Raw genomic sequence first — 21,602 nt, forward strand, 5'->3', positions numbered from 1 at the left:
GGCTCCAGCCGGGCCCACTGGCCGTTCGTCAGATCACCACGTCCCACAGGACGTGATCATCAACGAACAAGATCCACTTTCGCAACAGGCCCTAGGCCGTCCACCAACGAGGCCACCAGGCGCGTCATGGCGGACCGTGGGTCAGGCGCGCCGGGCCAGCTGGTCAGCAGAAGATGGTGGGCGGTACCGACGATCGCGAGAGCCATGGTGCACGGGTCGACGGTCTCCGCCACCCTGCCGAGCCCCTGCTCGGCCTTCAGATAGCTGGTGATGGCCTCCTGGATCGCGGTGAAGCCCGGTGCCCCCTCTTGCATGGCCGCGCGGATGCGCAACGCGGCGGCAGGTCGAGTCATGGCCAGGCCCGACAGTGCGGGGCCGCCGGAGTCGAACAGCGCGAGGACGACAGCGTCGAGGTTCCGCGCCGCCGTGCCCTGCCCGGCGAGCACCGACAGCGCCTGCGCCTTCGCCGCCGTCCGCGCGAACCGGTCGAGGCAGAGCTCGGCCACGAACTCGTCGAACCCTGCGAAGTGCGCGTGCAACAGCCCCTTGGCACAGCCCGCCTCGGTGGTGACCGACCGGCTGGTGAGCGCGCCGGGGCCGTCCCTTTCCACGACACGCTCGGCGGCCGCGAACAGCCGCTCGCGCACGTCCGGCGTCGCTACTCCGCGCGGTGACATGGGCCTCTCTTCCGTTCTGCCGCCATCACCCACAAGGGTTTCAACTCATTGGATGGTAGCGGGAATTGTTTATTTGGGCACGTGCCCATACAGTTTGGGCGCACGCCCATTCTCCGTCGTCCCTTCAGGAGGCGCCCGTGTCAGACGTCGTCAACATCGACCAGGCAAAGGCATGGAACGGCCCCGAAGGCGCCCACTGGGCACGCAACCAGGACCGCTGGAACGCCGTGAACGAGGGTTTCAACGAGCCGCTACTCGAAGCCGCTGCCATAACCGCGGCTCATCGGACACTCGACCTCGGCTGCGGCTCTGGGCAGACCACGCGCCTCGCCGTGCTCCGGGCACTCCAAGGGAGCGCGCTGGGCCTCGACCTGTCCGGCCCAATGCTGGCTGAGGCTCGGGCCCGCGCGGAGAAGGACGGCATCACCAACGTCTCCTTCGCACAAGGCGACGCGCAGGTGTACCCCTTCGAGCCTGGCGCGTTCGACGCGGCGATCAGCCGCTACGGGGTGATGTTCTTCACCGACCCTGTGGCGGCCTTCAGCAACGTCGGCCGGGCACTGCGACCTGGTGGGCGCCTGGCGTTCGTCTGCCCGGCCGATGCCATGCTCAACGGCTGGGTGGCGGCGGTGGCGTCACTGCGCGACTTCCTGCCGGTCGGCGACTTCGGGACGTCGGGGCTGCCCGGAATGTTCTCCCTGGCCGCCCCGGACCACATCCGTGATGTCCTCACCGCGGCTGGATTCACCGGCATCACCATCACCCAGGCGCAGGTGTATGGGGCATGGGGACGCGGAGCCGAGGACGCGGCGGAGTTCCTGCTGGGAACGGGCCCCGGTCGCCACCTGATGGAGCAGGCCGACCCGGCTGCACGGGCACGCGCCCGCCGCACCCTGACGGAACACCTGCGCGACCACGAGGCGGCAGACGGCACGGTCCGGCTGCGCAGCACGTCATGGCTGGTCACGGCAGATCGCCCGGCCGACCCATCGGACAGGCCCTAGACCAGCGGTTGTGTACCCGTCAGCCGCCGTCTGCTCGGTCCACGTACCGGTGACGACGTTCCGGTCAGCTCCACGCTCACGAACCCCTCGCTGGCGCAGGTCAAGCAGAAGATCGGCGCGTAGCGGCCCAGGGCGGGCCCTAGCCGATGTGGCCTCGTGTCGGCAGGGGCTTGCCGTACCAGAGTTCGATCAGTCGGGCGGCGATCGAGATGCCGTAGGGAGGCAGCACCTCCCCGGACTCGAACGCGGCCCGCAGCTCTTCGCGGGAGAACCAGCGGGCCTCGTGTATCTCGTCGCCGTCGACGTCCACGGCGGTCGAGGTGGCGCGGGCCATGAAGCCCAGCATGAGGCTGGAGGGGAAGGGCCAGGGCTGGCTGGCGATGTACTCGACCCGGCCGACAGTGACGCCCACCTCCTCGTGGACCTCGCGGCGCACGGACTGCTCGATGGACTCGCCGGGTTCGACGAAGCCCGCCAGGGTGGAGAAGCGGCCCTCGGGCCAGTGCACCTGGCGGCCGAGCAGGATGCGGTCCTCGTCATCCGTGACCGCCATGATCACCGCCGGGTCCGTGCGCGGGTAGTGCTCGGCGCCGCAGGCCGGGCAACGGCGGATGTGGCCGGCCGCCGCGATGACCGTGCGCTCCCCGCAGCGGGAGCAGAAGCGGTGGGTGCGCTGCCAGTTCTCCAGACCCACCGCGTGGACCATCAGGCCCGTGTCCCGCGGCGACAGCAGCATGCCCGCCTCGCGCAGTCCGGCCGGGCGGGCGGACTGGTCCATGCGGCCGGGGAGCGCGTCCTTCTGGAGTGCGAAGTAGCTCACACCGTCGGCGTCGGTGCCCAGGAAGTAGCGGTGGGCCTCGGTCAGGGGTGCCTCGAAAGAAGGGGTCATGACGAGTTCGGTGGTGCCGTCCGCGGTCTCGTCGATGAGGACCTGGCCGCCGGAGACCACGAAGCAGCGGGTCGTGGGGTGGCTCCACGCCGCCGCGAGCCAGGCCTCGTCGAGCCGGTGGTGGGCGGCCCGGTCGATGCCGCTCGGGGCGGTGAGTGAGATGGGGCGGTCGGCGGTGTGGTCGGTCCAGGTGGTCACGTGTGCTTCCAACTCCCCCGGTGAAACGGTTGATGGGGCGGGCGATGCGGAGGGGCGTGCGGCGGGCGCGTGCGCCGGTCCGCGGGGGGTCTTCTTCAGGGTGCCTCGCGGGCGCTTCGGGCCAGTTCGTCCCAGAGGTGGGCGCTGGTCTCCACGCCCTTGAGGAGCAGGTCCAGTTCGATCTTCTCGTTGGGGGCGTGCCAGCCGTCGGAGGGGACGGAGACGCCCAGGAAGAGCACGGGTGCGTCGAGGACTTCCTGGAGGTCGGCGGCGGGGCCGGAGCCGCCCTCCCGCGTGTAGCGGACCGGCTGCTGGAAGGCGCGGCCCATGGCTCGTACGACCGCCCGCAGGGCGGGGTGGTCCAGAGGCGTGAGGCATGGGCGGGTGGAGCCGCTGAAGGTGATCTCGTGCCGGATGCCGACGGGGATCCGCTCGGCTGCCCAGGCGGTGACAGCCTTCTGAATGTGGTCCGGATCCTGCCCGGCGACCAGACGGAAGGACAGTTTCACCATGGCCGAGGACGGGATGATCGTCTTGCTGCCCGCGCCCTGGTAACCGCCGCCGATGCCGTTGACCTCGGCGGTCGGGCGGGCCCAGACGCGTTCCAGGGTGGTGTGTCCGGCCTCTCCGTGTGTGGCCGTGGACCTGGCCGTGCGCAGCCAGCGCTCCTCGTCGAAGGGGAGTTCGGCGAAGAGTTCGCGCTCATGGTCGGTGAGGTCGACGACGCCGTCGTAGAAGCCGGGGATCGCCACGCGTGCGTGCTCGTCGTGCAGGGCGGCGACGAGGCGGGCGATCGCGGTGGCCGGATTCGGCACGGCACCGCCGAAGGAGCCGGAGTGGACGTCCTGGTCGGGGCCGTACAACCGGATCTCGCACTCGGCGAGGCCGCGCATGCCCGTGCACACGGTGGGGGTGTCCTCGGCCCACATACCGGTGTCCGAGACCACCACCGCGTCGGCGGCGAGCCGCTTGGCCTGCTCCTCGACGAGGGCCCTGAAATGCGGGGAGCCTGACTCCTCCTCGCCCTCGATCAGCATCTTCAGGTGGACGGCGGGGGCGGTGCGGCCTGTGGCGGCCAGGTGGGCGCGGACACCGAGTGTGTGGAAGAACACCTGGCCCTTGTCGTCGGCCGCCCCGCGCGCGTGGAGGCGGTTGCCACGGATCACCGGCTCGAACGGCTCGGTGTCCCAGCCGTCCACTCGCGCCGCGGGCTGGACGTCGTGGTGCCCGTAGACCAGGACCGTGGGGGCCTCGGGGTCCTCGCAGGGCCAGTGCGCGAAGACGGCGGGGGCGCCCGGCGTCTCCCAGACCTCGGCGGTGGGGAAGCCGGTCTCCTGGAGCTTGGCGGCCAGCCAGTCGGCGCTGCGTCGTACGTCCGTCGCATGCTCGGGCTGGGCCGAGACGGACGGGATGCGCAGCCATTCCACGAGGTCGTCAAGGAAGGCGGCGCGGTGGGTCTCGATGTACTCACGGACGACGCTGACGTCGCTGTCAACGGGCTGGCTCATGCTCACGAGCCTATCGGCCCGCACCGGCGCGCTCGTCCGGCGGATCGTCCGTGAACGCTCCTGGCCCGTCGGCGTCCCCTTCCTGCCTCTCGGTACCGGCCTCCTCCAGCAGCAGCCGCTCCAGTGCGTCCCGGCCCGGCAGGTCCCCGGGCCGTACGACGTCTCCGGTCCGGACGTACAGGAAGGAGGCCCCGACCGCCTCCAGGGGCACGCCCCGCTGTTCGGCCCAGGCAAGCCGGTAGAGGGCGAGCTGGAGCGGATCCGCAGTGCGGGTGCGGCTGGTCTTCCAGTCGACGATCTCGTACGTGACCGTGCCGTCAGCGTCGGTCTCCCGGTAGACGGCGTCGATGCGGCCGCGTACGACGCGGCCGGCGATGCCGAGCTGGAAAGGTGCCTCGACGCGGTACGGAGTGCGGTGCGCGTACGGGGTCCGCTCGAAGGCGTCCTTGAGTGCCTCGAGGTCCCGTTCGTCGGCGATCTCGGCGTCGCCGCCGGGCAGCTCCTCGGGCTCCAGCATGGGCAGCCGCAGTTCCTCGAAGCGTGCCTCGACCCAGGCGTGGAAGCGGGTGCCTCGGCGCGCCGCCGGCTGCGGGGGGCGTGGCATGGGGCGCGCGAGTTCCTGCGCGAAGCCGTCCGGGTCGGCGGCCAGGCGCAGCAGTTGCGAGGCGGTCAGCGACGCCGGGAGCGGTACGTCGGTGACCTTGGCGCGGGAACTCAGGAGCTCTCCGGTGAGAGCGTCCAGGTCGCGGTCCCAGGAGGCGACGGTGCGGGCCTCCTCGGGGGTGAGGCCCGATGCGGCGGGGGGCCTGCGGGCGTGCGGGACGACAGGTGGGCGCTCGTCCTGGCCGACGCTCGGCACGCGCGCGCGGGTGGCCTGGTCGGGCCGGTCGGGCCGGTCGGGCGACCAGGAGTTCCAGTCGGAGGTGTCGTCCTGCGGGAAGCCGTCGGACGTGTCCGGGGGGAGGCCGTCCTCCTCGTAAGGGGCTCCGTCCGGGAAATCGTCGTCCCCGTACCGGGCTTCTCCTTCCTCGCGGAGGAGTTCTTCGTCGTCCGGTGGCGGTGGCCAGTCCGGGTCGTCGTAGGAGTGGGCCTCGTAGGAGTGGGCGTCGGGGGCATGGGGGTGGGCGTCGGGGGCGGCGCCGGGATGTGTGTCCTCGTGGGAGGAGGCCCTCTCCAGGTGGGCCAGTACGGTCGCGGCGGCCGCGCGGCGGCGTGTCAGTGCCGTGTCGTCGAGCGGGAGTGGCCAGGCGTGGTCGGCGGCCGCCTCGTGGAGGGCGGGGTTCTCTGCGTCCTCCTCGGGTTCGTCGGCCCAGAATTCGATCTCGCCGTGTCCGGCGGCACAGTGCGCGTACAGGTCGAGCAGGAAGTCGGACGGTCCGCGCGGGCGCTTCTGGGACGGGCCCCACCAGTGGCCGGAGCCGAGGAGCAGGGAGCGGGGGCGGGTGAACGTGACGTAGCCGAGGCGGAGTTCCTCGGTGTGCTGGTGGTCCTTCATAGCCTCCTGGAAGGCCTTCAGGCCCCGCGAGTCCCAGGCCTCGACGTCGGGGAGGGTGTCGGCGTCCCCGCGCAGTCCGTGTGGCAGGACCTTGCCCTGGGCGGTCCACCTCTCGCGTCCCTGGGTGCTGGGGAAGGTGCCGGTGACCAGCCCGGGGACGGCGACGACGTCCCATTCCAGACCCTTGGACTTGTGGGCGGTGAGCACCTTGACGGTGTTCTCGCCGCCCGGCAGGGCGTTGTCGAGGCCCTTCTCGTACTGGGCGGCCGTAGCCAGGAAGCCGAGGAAGGCCAGCAGGCCGGCCTCGCCGCCGCTGTTGGCGGCGAAGGAGGCGGCGATGTCGAGGAAGTTGGACAGGGTCTCGCGGCGGCGGGCGGCGAGCGCGTGCGGGGAGGCGGACAGTTCCACCTCCAGCCCCGTGACGGCGAGCACCCGGTGGAGGACGTCCATGAGCGGGTCGGCGAGCGAGCGGCGCAGGTCGCGCAGCTCGGCGGCGAGGCGGGCGAAGCGTACGCGCGCGTCCGGCGAGAACGGCAGTCCGTCGTCCTGTGCCTCGGCTTCGAGGGGCAGCTCCAGGAACGTGTCGAGCGCGTCCGCCAGCGAGATCACCTCGGCCGGGTCGACACCCTCGACGGCCGCGGCGAGCCGTCGGTCCGGGTCGTCGTCGCCGTCCACGCGCGCGTGGGAGACGAGCAGCCTGGCCCGGCGCCCCAGGAGGGCGAGGTCGCGCGGGCCGATCCGCCAGCGGGGGCCCGTCAGGAGGCGGACGAGGGAGGCGTTGGCGCCGGGGTCCTGGAGGACCTCGCACACGGCGACGAGGTCGGCGACCTCGGGGAGGTGGAGGAGTCCGGAGAGGCCGACGACCTCGACCGGGATGTCGCGGGCCACGAGCGCGCCCTGGATCTCGGCAAAGTCGCCGGCCGTGCGGCACAGGACCGCGATCTCGCCGGGCTCCTTGCCGGTGCGCACGAGGTGGGCGATCGAGTCGGCGATCCAGTCCAGTTCCTCCGCGTGGGTGTTCAGCAGGGCGCAGCGGACCACACCGTCGCGTTCGGCGCCGGGGGCGGGTCGCAGGGCCTCCACGCCCGCGTGCATGGCCCGCAGCGGCTCCGCGAGGCCGTTGGCGAGGTCGAGAAGGCGACCGCCGCTGCGGCGGTTCTCGCTGAGCGACTGGCGGGTCGCGGGGCGGCCGTCGGCGCGTGCGAAGTGTTCGGGGAAGTCGTCGAGGTTGGCGACGGAGGCCCCGCGCCAGCCGTAGATGGCCTGGCAGGGGTCGCCGACCGCCGTCACGGGGTGGCCGGTGCCGCCGCCGAACAGGCCCGCCAGCAGTACACGTTGGGCGACCGAGGTGTCCTGGTACTCGTCGAGCAGAACGACCCGGAACTCGTCCCGCAGGATGCGCCCCACCTCGGGGAGCCGGGCGAGGCCGGCGGACAGGGCGATCTGGTCGCCGAAGTCGAGGAGGTCCCGCTCGCGCTTGGCCGCGCGGTACCGGCCGACCAGCTCGGTGAGTTCGCGCCGGGCCGCGGCCGCCTCGGGGACCTTGCGGAGGTCCGCGTTGGTGAGCTTGGCGCTCTCCAGTTCGCGCAGCAGTTCCGCGTCGTACGCGCGCAGGTCCTCGGGGCGGACGAGGTGTTCGGCGAGTTCGGAGTCGAGGGCGAGGAGGTCGCTGACCAGGTCGGGGAAGGAGCGGGTGAGCGCCGGGTAGGGGCCCGGGGACTCGCGCAGGACCCGTGCGGCGAGTTGGTAGCGGGTGGCGTCGGCCAGGAGCCGGGAGCTGGGTTCCAGGCCGATGCGCAGTCCGTGGTCGGTCAGGAGGCGGCCCGCGAAGGCGTGGTACGTGGAGATGACGGGCTCGCCCGGCGGGTTGTCCGGGTCGATCACGTCCGGGTCGGTGATGCCCGCCTTCACCAGGGCCTTACGGACACGCTCGGCGAGTTCGCCCGCCGCCTTGTTGGTGAAGGTCAGGCCGAGCACCTGCTCGGGGGCGACCTGACCGGTGCCGACCAGCCACACCACGCGCGCCGCCATCACCGTGGTCTTGCCCGACCCGGCTCCGGCCACGATCACCTGCGGGGCGGGCGGCGCGACGATGCAGGCCGTCTGCTCCGGGGTGAACGGGATACCGAGGAGCTCCTTGAGCTGCTCGGGATCGCTGATACGGGCGGACATTCCAGAGAGGCTAGCGGCGGCCACTGACAGCGGGTGCCGGGTGGCCTGTGGACGGTGTCACTCGACCACGTGGCGTCCCTCCGGGCGGGCACTGCAGGACGCCCGGAACGCGCAGTGTGCGCAGTGTTGTCCCGTGGTCGGGGAGAAACGTTCGTCCAGGACCTTGCCGGCGGCGGTGGCGAGGAGGTCCCCGACCCACTCTCCTTCCAGGGGTTCCTGGGCCTGCACCTTGGGCAGGGTCTCGCCGCCGTTCTTCTTGGCGGCGCCCTGCCGCAGTTGGACGAGTTCGGCGCCGCCCGGTTCGGGGCGGGTGCCGCCGAAGGGCTCGTCGACGGCACCCTCGCGGACCGCGAGCTGGTACACGGCGAGCTGGGGGTGGCGGGTCACCTCGGCGGAACTCACGGGCTGCTTGCCCGTCTTGAAGTCGACGACGTAGGCGCGGCCTTCCGTGTCGGCCTCGACGCGGTCCATGGAGCCCCTGATGCGCACCTCGTAGTCGCCCGCTTCGAGGGTGACGTCGAAGTCGTGCTCGCTGACCACCGGGGCGCGCCCCGTGCGGTCCATGACGTGCCACTTCAGGAAGCGTTCGAGCGCCACGCGCGCGTGCTGCTTCTCCTGCTCCGACTTCCAGGGCGCGTCGAAGGCGAGCGCGTTCCACACGGAGTCGAGGCGCTCCATGAGGACATCGAGATCGGCGGGGGTGCGTCCGGAGGCGACCTCGTCGGCGAGGACGTGCACGACGTTGCCGAAACCCTGGGCGGCTGTCGCGGGCGCGTCGGCCTTCACCTCTCGGCCCAGGAACCACTGCAGGGCGCAGGTGTTGGCGAGTTGGTCGAGGGCACTGCCGGACAGCACGACGGGCTGGTCGCGATTCCGGAGCGGCACCTTGCTCTCGGTCGGCTCGAACATGCCCCACCAGCGGTAGGGGTGCGCCGACGGCACGAGCGGGCGCCCGTCCTCGTCGCTCAGCGCGGCCAGGCGGGCCAGACGCAGGGCGGCGGCCTCTCGGAGGGTGTCCGACACCCGCGGGTCCACCGTCGTGGCCCGCAGCTCGGCGACGAGGGCGGCGACGGACAGCGGGCGGCGGGGGCGACCGGTGACGTCCTGGGGTTCGACGCCGAGTTCGGTGAGAAAGCGGGAGGGCTGGTCGCCGTCGTCGGCGGGAGCCTTCACGGCGGTGACGACGAGGCGTTCACGCGCGCGCGTGGCGGCCACGTAGAACAGCCGCCGTTCCTCCGCGAGCAGCGCGCCCGGAGTGAGCGGTTCCGCGAGACCGTCGCGGCCGATGCGGTCGGCTTCGAGGAGCGAGCCGCGGCGGCGCAGATCCGGCCACAGGCCCTCCTGGACGCCCGCGACGACGACCAGGCGCCACTGGAGGCCCTTGGAGCGGTGCGCGGTCATCAGGCGTACGGCGTCGGGGCGGACGGCCCGGCCGGTGAGCGTGTCGGCGGCGATGTCCTCGGCCTCGATCTCCGCCAGGAAGTTGAGCGCGCCGAGGCCGCCCGTGCGCTCCTCCGCGCGGGCCGCCGTGGCGAACAGCGCGCACACGGCGTCGAGGTCACGGTCCGCGTTGCGTCCGGCCGCGCCACCGCGCCGGGCGGCCCGCTCCAGCCGCCTGGGCCAGGGTGTGCCGTCCCAGAGCTCCCACAGCGCCTCCTCGGCCGTCCCGCCACCGGCGAGTCGCTCACGAGCCTTCCGCAGCAGCGTGCCGAGACGTTGTGCGCCCCGCGCGTACACCGGATCGTGCGCCACCAGCCGCTCCGGCTGCGCCAGCGCACGCGCCAGCAGTTCGTCCGAGGGCGGCGGTACGGGATTGCCCCCCGCCCTCTCCTCCTCCCGCAACGCGCGGCCGAGACGCCGCAGATCGGCGGGGTCCATGCCGGCTAGCGGGGAGGCGAGGAGGCTGAGCGCGGTCTCGGTGTCGAGCCAGGAGGGCTGTGGCTCGGGAGCGTCGGACGGGTCGGCGAGAACGACGGACGGGCTGGCGAGGTCGACGGGAGCGCCGGACGAGTCAGCGAGAGCGCCGGACGGCTCAGCAGGAGCGCCGGACGAGTCGGCGAGAGCGCCAGACCGGTCGACAGGGGCGTCGGACAAGCCGTCAGGGGCAGTGGGCAGGTCGTCCGGGGCCACGGACGAGCCGTCGGACGCCTCGGCCGGCGCGGTCGCCGCCGGCCCTCCCGACTCCGCCCGCGCCACGGCCCGCAGCGCCGTCAGCAGTGGCTGCACGGCGGGTTCGTGACGCAGGGGCAGATCGTCGCCGTCGACCTCCAGGGGGACGCCGGCGGCGGTGAGGGCGCGCCGGATCGAGGGGATCGTGCGGGTGCCGGCACGCACCAGGACGGCCATCTCGTTCCAGGGGACGCCGTCCTCCAGGTGGGCCCGGCGCAGGACGTCCGCGATGTTGTCCAGTTCGGTGCCCGAGGTCGGGTACGTGTAGACCTCGACCCGGCCGCCGTCGCGGGCGGGCCTCAGTTCGCGGTGGGCCCGTACCTTCTCCGCCGGAAGACGGGTGAGCGGCATGCGCTGGGTGAGCAGGCGGGTGGCGGCGAGCAGGGCCGCTCCCGACCGGCGGGAGGTCCTGAGGACCGCGACCGGGGCCCGGCGGCCGTCCGCGCGCGGGAAGGCGACCGGGAACTCCAGGATGCCGTTCACATCGGCGCCCCTGAAGGTGTAGATCGACTGGTCGGGGTCACCGAACGCGACCAGGGTGCGCCCCCCGCCCGTGAGGGCCCTCAGCAGCCGTACCTGTGCCGGGTCCGTGTCCTGGTACTCGTCGACGTAGACCGCGTCGTACCGCGCGGCCAGTTGCTCGGCCGTGCCGGGGCGGCCGGCGAGGAGCACCGCGCGGTGGACCAGTTCCGCGTAGTCGAGCACTCCCTGCAGGTCGAGGACGTCGAGGTACTCGGCGAGGAAGGCGGACGCCGCGAGCCAGTCCGGGCGGCCTGTGCGGCCTGCGAAGGCACGCAGGTCCTCGGGGGCCAGTCCCAGTTCACGGCTGCGGGCGAGGACCGCGCGGACCTCGTCGGCGAACCCGCGCGTGGTGAGGCAGGCGCGCAGTTCGTCGGGCCAGCGCACATGGGCGAGGCCCAGGCGCTCCAGATCGGGCTGGCCCGCGAGCAGTTCTCGGACCGCCACGTCCTGCTCGGGACCGGACAGCAGCCGCAGGGGTTCGACGAACAGGTCGCTGTCCTGGTGGGCGCGGACCAGGGCGTAGCAGAACGAGTGGAAGGTGGTGGCCTGCGGGGCGCGGGCGGCGCCCATGCGCAGGGCCATCCGGTCACGCAGTTCCACGGCGGCCTTGCGGCTGAAGGTGAGGACCAGGACGCGTGCGGGCTCCGCTCCGCGGGAGACACGGGCCGCCACGGACTCGACGAGCGTGGTCGTCTTACCAGTACCCGGACCTGCCAGGACGAGCAGAGGTCCGGTCTCGTGGTCAACCACGCCGCGCTGCTCGGCGTCCAGACGAGGGGGGTCCGTCCGGGCCGGTGGGGTACGCACCAGTCGGTAAGCGCCACGACTCCCCTGTCGCACCGGGGGGTGCGACAGGCGTCTGGTGGAGAAAGAGGAGCTCACGTGGTTCGCCGGTCCTGGTGGGTGTGCGAGATGTCACTGCCGACGCGGTGCGCCGTCGTCGAGGGGTGGTGGTCGGGAAACGGGGGGAGGGCCCGCCGCTCGGTGAGGACGGTGGCCACGGAGTGAGGGGGACGCGTGCAGCCGACGCTACGCCGACGGAGGGCACGGAAACAGGGCTTCCTCTTGTTCCCTCCCGACTCGCGCGGCGCCTGCGTCCCTCGCCCCACGAACGTACGGCATGCCACCGACGTCCCCCGCTTCCCCCGTACGGGCCAGGGGGCGCCCCGACGTCCGCCGTATGCCGGAAGCTGTCAGGTGTGACCCTCCGCGCGTCCGACGCCGTCCCAGCGTGCTCGCCTCATGTCGACACGCGGCACATGACCCTCGCTGGTGCGGCTCGCCTCGCGCAGGGGGGTGCCCTCGGCCCGGTAGTGGTCCAGGGCTCTCAGCTCGTGGCCGGGCAGCAGGACACCGTCGGAGCGGACGACCCGCCACCACGCTGCCGCGCCTCCGTAGAGGGCCATCACACGGCCCACCTGGCGCGGGCCGCCCTCCCCCAGCCATTCGGCGACGTCCCCGTATGTCATGACCCGGCCCGGCGGGATCAGGTCGGTGACCTCGAGGACCCGCTCCGCGTACTCCGGCAGGGCATCCGTCGGAAGGCTCTCCTCGCTCATCCGCCCCATCCTGCCCCACCCCACCGACAATGGGAGGTGGTGGCCGACGTGTGCGTTCCTCGCCCCGGGGGCGGTCTTCCGGCAGACTGTGCGCCCCCGCATCGCACCCTGATGCCCCCGTGTGCCCACCGGGCATGCCACCATCGTGCGGGCGGTGACTGGTGATACGAGACCAAGAAGAGACGATGAAGCAGCAGAGCGTGCACCCCGAGGACGCGGCGGGCACCTCTGACGCCTCCTCGCGCCCGGACACCTCCGAAGCGGACGACAAGGACGCCGGCGCCGGCTCGCAGAAGGACTCCGGTGCCGTCTCGAAGGACTCCGGCGCCGCCTCACCCTCGGGCCAAACGGACTCCCCCAGGGCGCAGGAGAGCGAGAAACACCAGGTCGGGCCGATCGAGGACGATCTGGCGGACGCCCACGCCGAGGAGGTCGAGGGCGACGAACCGTTGCTCCCCGCGCGCGTGCACCGTCCTTCCGATCTCATGCGGCTCTCGGTCGGCATCCTGGGGATCATCGTTCTGCTGGCGATCGCCGCGTTCGCCCATGGCACCACCTCCGGGCTCGAACAGGACATCAGCAAGGGCACGGGACAGGCGCCAGACCTCCTGATCAAACTCGCGGGCCTCGGGTCGAGCATCGCGATCCTGCTGGTACCGGTCGCCTTCGCGATCGAGCGGCTGATCAAACGGGACGGCCTGCGCATCGCCGACGGTGTGCTGGCGGCGGTCCTGGCCCATGGTGTGACGCTGGCGACGGACCTGTGGGTCGCACGGGCCGCCCCGGACTCGATCCAGGAGGCGCTCACCCAGCCCTCCCCGGGCGACGTCCACGCCCTCACCGACCCCGTGCACGGCTATCTCGCGCCGGTCATCGCCTACATGACCGCCGTCGGCATGTCACGCAGACCCCGCTGGCGGGCCGTGCTGTGGATCGTCCTGCTGCTGGACGCCTTCTCGATGCTGGTGACCGGCTACACCACACCGTTCTCGATCATCCTGACGGTCCTGATCGGCTGGACCGTCGCCTACGGAACGCTGTACGCGGTCGGCTCGCCGAACGTACGTCCGACCGGCCGGACCCTGATGGCGGGCCTCCGGCGGGTCGGCTTCAGGCCGGTGAGCGCGGCCCGGGAGGAGATCCCGGAGACGGCGGAGGTCGGTGACCGGGGCCGCCGGTACTTCGTGACCCTGGAGGACGGCCCACCCCTCGACGTCACCGTCGTCGACCGGGAGCAGCAGGCACAGGGGTTCTTCTACCGCGTCTGGCGGCGGCTGACACTGCGCGGCATCACCACGCGCCGGAGCCTCCAGTCGCTGCGTCAGGCGCTGGAGCAGGAAGCCCTCCTCGCGTACGCGGCGATCGCCGCCGGCGCCAACGCGCCCAAACTGATCGCGACCTCCGAACTCGGGCCGGACGCCGTGATGCTCGTCTACGAGCACACCGGCGGACACACCCTGGACTCCCTGGCGGACGACGAGGTCACCGACGAGCTGATGTCCGACACCTGGCACCAGGTGAAGGCACTGCAGTCGCGGCGGATCGCACACCGCCGGCTCGTGGGCGACGCGATCCTGGTGGATCGTTCCGGCACGGTGATCCTGACCGATCTGCGCGTCGGCGAGATCGCGGCCGGCGACCTCGTCCTGCGCATGGACGTCTCCCAACTCCTGACGACACTGGGCCTGCGGGTGGGCGCCGAACGCGCGGTGGCCTCGGCGGTGAGCGTTCTCGGCCCCGACGCGGTGGCCGACTGCCTGCCGATGCTGCAACCCATCGCGCTCTCCCGCTCCACGCGCGCGACACTGCGCCGACTGGCCCGAGAGCGTGCGGAGCGCGAGCGCGAGGCGGTCCTGGAGGCCTCCCATCTGGCCAAACAGGCGCGCGCGGAGGAGCACAAGGAGGCCGCCGAGCCCGGCAAGGCCGACAAGAAGGCCGTAAGGGCCGAGCAGCGGGCCGAGAAGCGGGCGATCGACGAAGCCGTGGAAGAGGCCCGCGAGGAGGACCTGCTCACCCAGATCCGCCACCAGGTGTTGTTGATCAGGCCCCAGGCACCGGTCGAACCGGCCCGTCTGGAACGGGTCAAGCCGCGCACACTGATCAGCCTCATCGCCGGTGCGATCGGCGCGTACTTCCTGCTGACGCAGCTCACCCACATCGAGTTCGGCCCGCTCATCGAGAACGCCGAGTGGGGCTGGGTCGCCGCCGCCGTGTTCTTCTCCGCGCTGAGCTATGTCGCGGCGGCGATGAGCCTGCTGGGCTTCGTGCCGGAGCGGGTGCCGTTCCTGCGGACGATCGCGGCGCAGGTCGCCGGCTCGTTCGTGAAGATCGTGGCGCCGGCCGCCGTGGGCGGTGTGGCACTCAACACACGCTTCCTGCAGCGCGCGGGGGTGCGGCCGGGGCTCGCGGTGGCGAGTGTCGGCGCGTCGCAGCTCTTCGGGCTCGGCTGCCACATCCTGATGCTGCTCGCCTTCGGCTACCTGACCGGCACGGAGAAGACCCCGTCCCTGTCGCCGTCCCGTACCGTCATCGCGGGCCTCCTGACGGTCGCGGTGCTCGTCCTGGTGGTGACGTCGATCCCGTTCCTGCGCAAGTTCGTCGTCACGCGCGTGCGGTCGCTCTTCGCCGGTGTCGTGCCGCGCATGCTCGACGTGCTGCAGCGGCCCCAGAAGCTGGTCACCGGTATCGGCGGCATGCTGCTGCTCACCGGCTGCTTCGTGATGTGCCTGGACGCCTCGATCCGCGCCTTCGGCAACGACGACGTATCGATCAGCATCGCCAGCGTCGCCGTCGTCTTTCTCGCGGGCAACGCGCTGGGGTCCGCGGCGCCGACCCCGGGCGGTGTGGGCGCGGTCGAGGCCACTTTGACGGTCGGTCTGATCGCCGTCGGCCTCCCCAAGGAGGTCGCCGCCCCCGCGGTGCTGCTGTTCCGACTGCTGACCCTGTGGCTGCCCGTGCTGCCGGGATGGCTGGCGTTCAACCAGTTGTCACGCAAGGGCGCGCTCTAGAGACGGTGCCACGCGCGTGGCAGCCGTTCCATACGCGCGCGTGGGCAGCCGTCGCCGCAGACGCGGTGCCACGCGCGCGTGGGGGTGGAGGCATGTCCCGTTCCTCACCCGCACGGGCCCGTGTCCCGAGCGCGCCGATCCCGGCGGCTCCACGATGGACGCATGCCCACCTCGCCCCGGCCGCCCGCCGTCGCCGTGACCGTCGTCGCCGTGACCGTCGTCGCCCTCGTCATGTCCCTGTCCGCGGCGGGCTGCGGCGGCGGGGCGCCGGGGAACGGCGAGGACCTCAGGGCCCAGAAGCTGAGCTGGCAGACCTGTGAGGCACCCTCGGAGGCCGAGGGCGGTGGCGCCGCTCCCTCGCCGCTGCCGGGCGGCGAAGACTGGCAGTGCGCGACCATGAAGGCCCCCCTCGACTGGGACGCCCCCGACGGTGACACCATTTCCCTCGCCCTCATCCGGGCCCGGTCGAGCGGCGCCCGGGACCGGCGCATCGGCTCGCTCCTCTTCAACTTCGGCGGGCCCGGCCTCTCCGGCGTCAAGACGCTCCCCGCCTTCGGCGAGAGCTACGCGAAACTGCGCACCCGCTACGACCTGGTCAGCTTCGACCCACGCGGCGTAGGCCGCAGCGCGGGGGTCGAGTGCCTGGACGACGACAGACTCGACGAGTACTTCCAGCAGGACGGGACCCCGGACGACGCGGGCGAACGGACGGAGTTGCTCGACAACACGAAGACGTTCAACTCCGCCTGCGAGAAGAATTCCGGCAAGACCATCCCGCACGTCCGCACCACGGACGCGGCCCGTGACATGGACCTCATTCGCCAGGTCCTGGGCGACGACAAGCTCCACTACGTCGGCTTCTCCTACGGCACCGAACTCGGCGGCGTCTACGCCCATCTGTTCCCCAAGAACATCGGACGGGCCGTCTTCGACGCGGTCGTCGACCCGACGCAGACGGCGGAGCAGGGGGCGCTCGCACAGACCAAGGGCTTCCAACTGGCGCTCGACAACTTCGCGCGGGACTGCGTGTCCAAGCCGGAGGGTTGTCCGGTCGGCGACACCGTGCAGGACGTCCAGGGCCGGATCACCAAGCTGCTCGGCGACCTCGACACCAAGCCGATCAGCGGAGTCTTCCCCCGTGACCTGACCCAGTCGGAGGCGACGACCGGGATCGCCCAGGCCCTGTACTCCCAGAACCTCTGGCCGTATCTGACACAGGGCCTCGAACAGGCATACGGCGGGGACGGCCAGCTGCTGATGCTGCTGTCCGACTCGATGAACGGGCGCGACGAGAACGGCGAGTACAGCAACCTCGCCGCGGCGCACACCTCCATCAACTGCGCGGACAACAAAGCGCGCCACACGGTCGAGGACGTGGAGGCCAGGCTGCCCGCGTTCCGGGCGGCCTCACCCGTATTCGGCGAATGGCTGGCCTGGTCCATGATCACCTGTACCGACTGGGCCGTCGCCGGCGCCGCCGACCGGCCCGACGTGCGTGCCCCGGGCGCGGCGCCGATCCTCGTGATCGGCAACACCGGAGACCCCGCCACGCCCTACGCGGGTGCACGGAAGATGGTGGAGGCACTGGGGGCGGGCGTCGGAGTCGAGTTGACGTACAGGGGGCAGGGGCACGGCTCGTACAGCAGCGGGAACGCGTGTGTACGGACGGCCGTCAACGACTACCTGCTGGCGGGGAAAGTACCGAAGAGCGAGACGATCTGCTCGTAAAACCGCAGGTCAGATCGTTATCCACAGGCAATCCCGCAGGCACGGCGGTCCACATACCATGGCATGACCGTCATTCGGGACGACCGGCGGACGGTATCGCGAGAGGGGGGAAGTACTCATGGCGCGATTTTCACGGGGAGCGACTCTGGCCGCGGCGGTGCTGCTGGCCGCCGGCTGTACCGGCGGCACGGACGAGAGGGCGGACGACAAACCGAGTGACGGCAGGGCACCGGCCTCTTCACCGGCGTCACAAGAGCTCGACTGGGGGCGCTGCAAGGCGACTTCCGAGGGCCCGGCGCCGGGTGACGAATGGCAGTGCGCGACGCTGAAGGTGCCGTTGGACCACACGAACCCGGACGGCGGGACGATCGACCTCGCCCTGATCCGCAGCGAGGCGACCGGCGGCGACGACAAGCGCCTCGGCTCGCTCCTTTTCAACTTCGGCGGGCCCGGCGGCTCAGGCGTGTCGATGCTGCCTTCGTACGCGGGGCTCACGAGTGAACTGCGCGAGCGGTACGACCTGGTGAGCTGGGATCCGCGCGGGGTCGCCGAGAGCGAGGGCGTGCGCTGCCGCGGCGACAAGGAGATACAAGCCGGCGAGTCGGTGGACGCGACCCCCGACGACGCGGCCGAGGAGACGGCCTTCTTCGAGGACGCGGCCGCCTTCGGCGCGGGCTGCGAGAAGGCGGCGGGCAAGCTGCTGTCGCATGTCTCGACCGCGGAGACCGCACGTGACATGGACCTCATGCGCCAGGCCCTCGGCGACGACAAGCTCCACTACTTCGGCATCTCGTACGGCACCGAACTCGGCGGTGTGTACGCCCATCTGTTCCCCGAGAACGTGGGACGTCTTGTCCTGGACGCGGTGGTGGACCCGACCGCCGACACCGTGGGCCACGCGAAGAACCAGGCCCTCGGTTTCCAGCGCGCCCTCGACAACTACCTGAAGTCCACGGGCCAGGACCCCGAGGAGGGCACGCGGAAGATCGCGGCCCTGCTCGAGCGGATCGACGCGAAGCCGCTGGCGACGACATCCGGCCGTGAGCTCACCCAGACGCTCGCGACCACCGGCATCGTGCTGCCGCTGTACAGCGAGCAGAGCTGGCCCACTCTGACCAGCGCGCTCGACGCGGCGGAGGACGGCGACGGCACCGAACTGCTGGCGCTCGCCGACGGGTACAACGAGCGCGACCCCTCGGGCCGTTACGGCACGACGACCCACTCCCAACGGGTCATATCGTGCTTGGACCAGAAGCAGCGGCCCACACCGGAGGCGACGAAGAAGCTGCTGCCCGAATTCCGGGAGATCTCGCCCGTGTTCGGCGAGTTCCTGGGCTGGGACACCGCGGGCTGGTGCCACGACTGGCCGGTGTCCGGGCTCACCGACTCACCGGAGGTGAGCGCGCCGGGAGCGGCACCCGTCCTCGTCGTGGGCAACACCGGGGATCCGGCGACTCCCTACGAAGGGGCGCGGAAGATGGCCGAGGAACTGGGCGCGGGCGTCGGCGTGATGCTCACCTGGAAGGGCGAGGGCCATGGGGCGTACGGCAGCGGCAGCAGTTGCGTCGACTCGACGGTGAACGCCTATCTGCTGAACGGGACGGTGCCGAAGGACGGCAAGGTCTGCACGTAGCCGGCCCCGCGACGGAAAGGGGCCCGGCACCCGTGGTGCCGAGCCCCATCCAGGAAGGCCGGTGCCTAGTAGACCGGCTTGTGCGGCTCGATCTGGTTGACCCAGCCGATCACGCCACCGCCGACGTGGACCGCGTCTGCGAAGCCGGCCGACTTCAGGACGGCGAGGACTTCCGCACTGCGAACACCCGTCTTGCAGTGCAGGACGATCTTCTTGTCCTGCGGGAGGGCCTCCAGGGCCGTGCCCATGAGGAACTCGTTCTTGGGGATCAGCCTGGCGCCCGGGATGGAGACGATCTCGTACTCGTTGATCTCCCGGACGTCGATGATCTCGATGTTCTCGCCGTCGTCGATCCACTCCTTGAGCTGCTTGGGAGTGATGGTCGAGCCGGCGGCCGCCTCCTGGGCCTCCTCGGAGACGACGCCGCAGAAGGCCTCGTAGTCGATGAGCTCGGTGACGGTGGGGTTGTCGCCGCAGACCGCGCAGTTCGGGTCCTTGCGTACCTTGACCTGGCGGTACTGCATCTCCAGGGCGTCGTAGATCATCAGGCGGCCGACCAGCGGCTCCCCCGTGCCGGTGAGGACCTTGATGGCCTCGGTGACCTGGATGGAGCCGATGGAAGCGCACAGCACACCGAGGACGCCGCCCTCGGCGCAGGAGGGGACCATGCCCGGCGGCGGGGGCTCCGGGTAGAGGCAGCGGTAGCAGGGGCCGTGCTCGGACCAGAAGACGGAGGCCTGGCCGTCGAAGCGGTAGATCGAACCCCAGACGTACGGCTTGTTCAACAGCACGGCCGCGTCGTTGACCAGGTAGCGGGTCGCGAAGTTGTCCGTCCCGTCGACGATCAGGTCGTACTGGCTGAAGATGTCCATCACGTTCTCGGCCTCGAGCCGCTCTTCGTGGAGGATCACGTTCACGTACGGGTTGATCCCCAGGACGGAGTCGCGCGCGGACTCGGCCTTGGAGCGGCCGATGTCGGCCTGGCTGTGGATGATCTGGCGCTGCAGGTTCGACTCGTCGACCTCGTCGAACTCCACGATGCCGAGCGTGCCAACGCCCGCCGCGGCCAGGTACATCAGCGCCGGCGAGCCCAGGCCGCCGGCGCCCACACAGAGCACCTTGGCGTTCTTCAGCCGCTTCTGCCCGTCCATCCCGACGTCGGGGATGATCAGGTGGCGGGAGTACCTGCGGACCTCGTCTACGGTGAGCTCGGAAGCGGGCTCGACCAGGGGTGGCAGCGACACGGGGACTCCGTTGGTCGGTCAATCACTACAGTTGTTCTCCGCGTAACACTGCCACGCCCTTTTTCATTCCGAGACACCCGTTCCAACAAGCGAGACGATGTCGTCCCAGTAGCCGGGCATCGTCGCCCAGGGGTCGATGCGGCCGCCGCGGTCCGTGCGGTCGGTGAAGTAGATCGTGGCGGCGCCCTGCCAGCGGGCGATGCGCAGCGCCTCGTCGAGGTGGCCGCGGGGGACACCGTGGACGAAGTGGCAGAAGCGCTCGGGTGGATGGTCGGCGGTCCATTCCGCGACCTGCGACCAGCGGTAGTCGCTCCACGAGCCGGAGTAGGTCACCAGTTGGTCGGCGATCTCGGGCGCGGCATAGCCGGGATACGGGTGGGTGCCGTGCCCGAGGACGATGTGGCCACCGCCGAGGAGCGCGCGGAGCGCGGTGACGGTGCGGCGGATCTCGGTCAGGGCACTTGGCTCGGCGGGACAGCGGCCCAGGAGGAAGCCATCGACCTGATACCAGTCGCGATAGCGACGCGCCTCGGAGACGGTCTCGGTGAGGGAGCGCGCCCCATGGGTCGCGTCCAGGTGGCCGAGGATCCGGACACCGGCGTTCCGCAGCCGCCCGGCCGCTTCCAGGCAGTGCGGGTCGGGCCGGGCGCCGGGGCCGTCGGAGACGTTCAGGACGACCCAGTGCAGCGGGGTGCCGGGGCGGGTGAGTTCGCCCCATTCCAGTGGAGCGACGAGGGGGTGGGCATAGCCGGGGATGCCGAAGCGGAGACTCAGGCCGGTGCTGGTGGTGCCCGACGGCGCGGGCGTCAGATACGGCATGCCGCCTCCATCCAGATGTCGGCCAGGGACTCCTCGAGGTTGATCCGGGGCCGCCAGCCGAGCCGGTCGCGGGCGGTGCGTACATCTGCCTGCTGCCAGCTTCCGCAGCCGTCGGGGTAGGGGTGGGTGACGGGGGTGGCGTGGTCCGGGTCGGGGCGGGGGTGACCGATGGTCGGCCTGAGAGGCACGGGTGGGGAGTCGAGTTCGTGGAGGGCGCCGCCGTAGCCGGCCACGCGGGCCAGGACGGCCGCCGCGTCGCGGAGGCGCACGGCTCGGCCCGAGCCGATGTTGATCACCCCCTGGGCGGCGGAGAGCGAGGCTGCGTGGACTGCGCGGGCCACGTCGCGTACGTCGACGAAGTCGCGCTGGACGCCGAGGCCGCCGAGTTTGAGTTCGCCGTCGCTGGACTGCATGGCGCGGCGCATGGCCTCGGCGAGGCGGCCCAGCGGGGAGCCGGCGGGGGTACCGGGGCCGGCGGGCGAGAAGACCCGGAGGACCACGGCGTCCAGGCCGGAGCCGAGGACGAGTTCGGTGGCGGCGAGCTTGCTCACGCCGTACGGGCCGCCGGGGCGGGGCACGGCGTCCTCGGCGGTGGAGGAGCCGGGCTGGCTGGGCCCGTACTCGGCGCCGCAGCCGAGTTGCACCAGGCGCGCCCCGCAGCCGCTGCGGCGCAGGGCCTCGCAGACGGTGGCGACGGCCACGGTGTTGTGCCGGGTGAGTTCGCGGGCGCCGCCGCGGGTGGCTCCGGCGCAGTTGACGACGACTCCGGGGTGGACGGCGTCCAGGAAGCGGGTGAGCGCGCCGGGGCTCCCGGTGGCGAGGTCGAAACGTACGTCGGCGTCGTCGCCACGGCCGAGTGCGGTGAGCTGCACGGCCGGGTCGGCGAGCAGGCGTTCGGCGACGAAGCGGCCGAGATATCCGTTGGCTCCGATCAGCAGGACCCTCATCGGGCGGCTCCCGGGGCGGGTTCTCCGGTT

At 71.6% G+C, this 21,602-nt stretch carries 14 protein-coding genes; 4 read left to right on the forward strand and 10 right to left on the reverse strand.

Translation table 11 applies throughout. From position 1 onward, the window contains the following. Positions 1-59: 59 nt before the first annotated feature. Entirely contained in the window at positions 60-677 is a 618-nt protein-coding gene (locus ACFY9I_RS34660) for a TetR/AcrR family transcriptional regulator (RefSeq protein ID WP_391008963.1), read from the reverse strand. 137 nt (positions 678-814) lie between these two features. On the opposite strand from ACFY9I_RS34660, the gene ACFY9I_RS34665 reads away from it, so the two are divergent. Then, on the forward strand, positions 815-1,681 hold the full coding sequence (locus ACFY9I_RS34665) for a methyltransferase domain-containing protein (protein WP_391008966.1): 867 nt from the start codon (positions 815-817) through the stop codon (positions 1,679-1,681). A gap of 139 nt (positions 1,682-1,820) precedes the next feature. Here the strand turns inward: ACFY9I_RS34665 and nudC are convergent, their stop codons facing one another. The 6 genes from nudC to ACFY9I_RS34695 all read right to left on the reverse strand — a co-directional run bounded on the left by nudC (position 1,821) and on the right by ACFY9I_RS34695 (position 12,193). Next, complete coding sequence (gene nudC, locus ACFY9I_RS34670; RefSeq protein WP_391008969.1) at positions 1,821-2,768, reverse strand: NAD(+) diphosphatase; 948 nt, start codon at positions 2,766-2,768, stop codon at positions 1,821-1,823. 95 nt (positions 2,769-2,863) lie between these two features. Then, positions 2,864-4,276, reverse strand: coding sequence for a dipeptidase (locus ACFY9I_RS34675; protein ID WP_391008972.1), 1,413 nt, complete (start codon positions 4,274-4,276; stop codon positions 2,864-2,866). Between the two features lie 10 nt (positions 4,277-4,286). Beyond that, the gene (locus ACFY9I_RS34680; RefSeq protein ID WP_391008975.1) at positions 4,287-7,943 is read right to left on the reverse strand and encodes a UvrD-helicase domain-containing protein; all 3,657 of its coding nucleotides are present in this window, start codon (positions 7,941-7,943) and stop codon (positions 4,287-4,289) included. Between the two features lie 57 nt (positions 7,944-8,000). Then, the gene (locus ACFY9I_RS34685) at positions 8,001-11,516 is read right to left on the reverse strand and encodes a UvrD-helicase domain-containing protein (protein ID WP_391008978.1); all 3,516 of its coding nucleotides are present in this window, start codon (positions 11,514-11,516) and stop codon (positions 8,001-8,003) included. After that, positions 11,513-11,635 carry a hypothetical protein gene (locus ACFY9I_RS34690; RefSeq protein ID WP_391008981.1) on the reverse strand — a complete coding sequence of 41 codons (123 nt, stop codon included), beginning with the start codon at positions 11,633-11,635 and terminating at the stop codon, positions 11,513-11,515. The genes ACFY9I_RS34685 and ACFY9I_RS34690 overlap by 4 nt, the downstream gene beginning before the upstream one ends. A gap of 192 nt (positions 11,636-11,827) precedes the next feature. Further along, positions 11,828-12,193 (reverse strand): MGMT family protein, encoded by a 366-nt coding sequence (locus tag ACFY9I_RS34695; RefSeq protein WP_391008984.1) that lies wholly within the window; start codon positions 12,191-12,193, stop codon positions 11,828-11,830. Positions 12,194-12,378: 185 nt separating this feature from the next. Here ACFY9I_RS34695 and ACFY9I_RS34700 point away from each other — a divergent pair, with 185 nt between their 5' ends. The 3 genes from ACFY9I_RS34700 to ACFY9I_RS34710 all read left to right on the forward strand — a co-directional run bounded on the left by ACFY9I_RS34700 (position 12,379) and on the right by ACFY9I_RS34710 (position 18,562). After that, positions 12,379-15,201, forward strand: coding sequence for a lysylphosphatidylglycerol synthase domain-containing protein (locus tag ACFY9I_RS34700; protein WP_391008987.1), 2,823 nt, complete (start codon positions 12,379-12,381; stop codon positions 15,199-15,201). Between the two features lie 162 nt (positions 15,202-15,363). After that, positions 15,364-16,929, forward strand: coding sequence for an alpha/beta fold hydrolase (locus tag ACFY9I_RS34705; protein WP_391008990.1), 1,566 nt, complete (start codon positions 15,364-15,366; stop codon positions 16,927-16,929). A 118-nt stretch (positions 16,930-17,047) separates the two neighbouring features. Beyond that, positions 17,048-18,562, forward strand: coding sequence for an alpha/beta fold hydrolase (locus ACFY9I_RS34710; RefSeq protein WP_391008993.1), 1,515 nt, complete (start codon positions 17,048-17,050; stop codon positions 18,560-18,562). A gap of 65 nt (positions 18,563-18,627) precedes the next feature. Here ACFY9I_RS34710 and moeZ read toward each other — a convergent pair whose 3' ends face one another. From moeZ to ACFY9I_RS34725, 3 genes are all read right to left on the reverse strand, one after another. Next, positions 18,628-19,806 (reverse strand): adenylyltransferase/sulfurtransferase MoeZ, encoded by a 1,179-nt coding sequence (moeZ, locus tag ACFY9I_RS34715; protein ID WP_391008996.1) that lies wholly within the window; start codon positions 19,804-19,806, stop codon positions 18,628-18,630. A 63-nt stretch (positions 19,807-19,869) separates the two neighbouring features. Further along, entirely contained in the window at positions 19,870-20,625 is a 756-nt protein-coding gene (locus ACFY9I_RS34720) for a spherulation-specific family 4 protein (protein WP_391008999.1), read from the reverse strand. Continuing rightward, positions 20,613-21,572, reverse strand: coding sequence for an NAD-dependent epimerase/dehydratase family protein (locus tag ACFY9I_RS34725; protein ID WP_391009001.1), 960 nt, complete (start codon positions 21,570-21,572; stop codon positions 20,613-20,615). Before ACFY9I_RS34725 ends, ACFY9I_RS34720 begins: the two co-directional genes overlap by 13 nt. Between the last annotated feature and the right edge of the window lie 30 nt (positions 21,573-21,602).

Origin of the sequence: Streptomyces sp. NPDC012510 (assembly GCF_042955065.1) — a bacterium.
Taxonomy (GTDB): domain Bacteria; phylum Actinomycetota; class Actinomycetes; order Streptomycetales; family Streptomycetaceae; genus Streptomyces.

Coding starts and splice junctions, on each gene's coding strand:
- ACFY9I_RS34695 (WP_391008984.1), bottom strand. CDS start 12,193: ATGAGCGAGGAGAGCCTTCCGACGGATGCCCTGCCGGAGTACGCGGAG.
- ACFY9I_RS34700 (WP_391008987.1), top strand. CDS start 12,379: ATGAAGCAGCAGAGCGTGCACCCCGAGGACGCGGCGGGCACCTCTGAC.
- ACFY9I_RS34705 (WP_391008990.1), top strand. CDS start 15,364: ATGCCCACCTCGCCCCGGCCGCCCGCCGTCGCCGTGACCGTCGTCGCC.
- ACFY9I_RS34680 (WP_391008975.1), bottom strand. CDS start 7,943: ATGTCCGCCCGTATCAGCGATCCCGAGCAGCTCAAGGAGCTCCTCGGT.
- ACFY9I_RS34710 (WP_391008993.1), top strand. CDS start 17,048: ATGGCGCGATTTTCACGGGGAGCGACTCTGGCCGCGGCGGTGCTGCTG.
- ACFY9I_RS34725 (WP_391009001.1), bottom strand. CDS start 21,572: ATGAGGGTCCTGCTGATCGGAGCCAACGGATATCTCGGCCGCTTCGTC.
- ACFY9I_RS34660 (WP_391008963.1), bottom strand. CDS start 677: ATGTCACCGCGCGGAGTAGCGACGCCGGACGTGCGCGAGCGGCTGTTC.
- ACFY9I_RS34675 (WP_391008972.1), bottom strand. CDS start 4,276: ATGAGCCAGCCCGTTGACAGCGACGTCAGCGTCGTCCGTGAGTACATC.
- ACFY9I_RS34720 (WP_391008999.1), bottom strand. CDS start 20,625: ATGCCGTATCTGACGCCCGCGCCGTCGGGCACCACCAGCACCGGCCTG.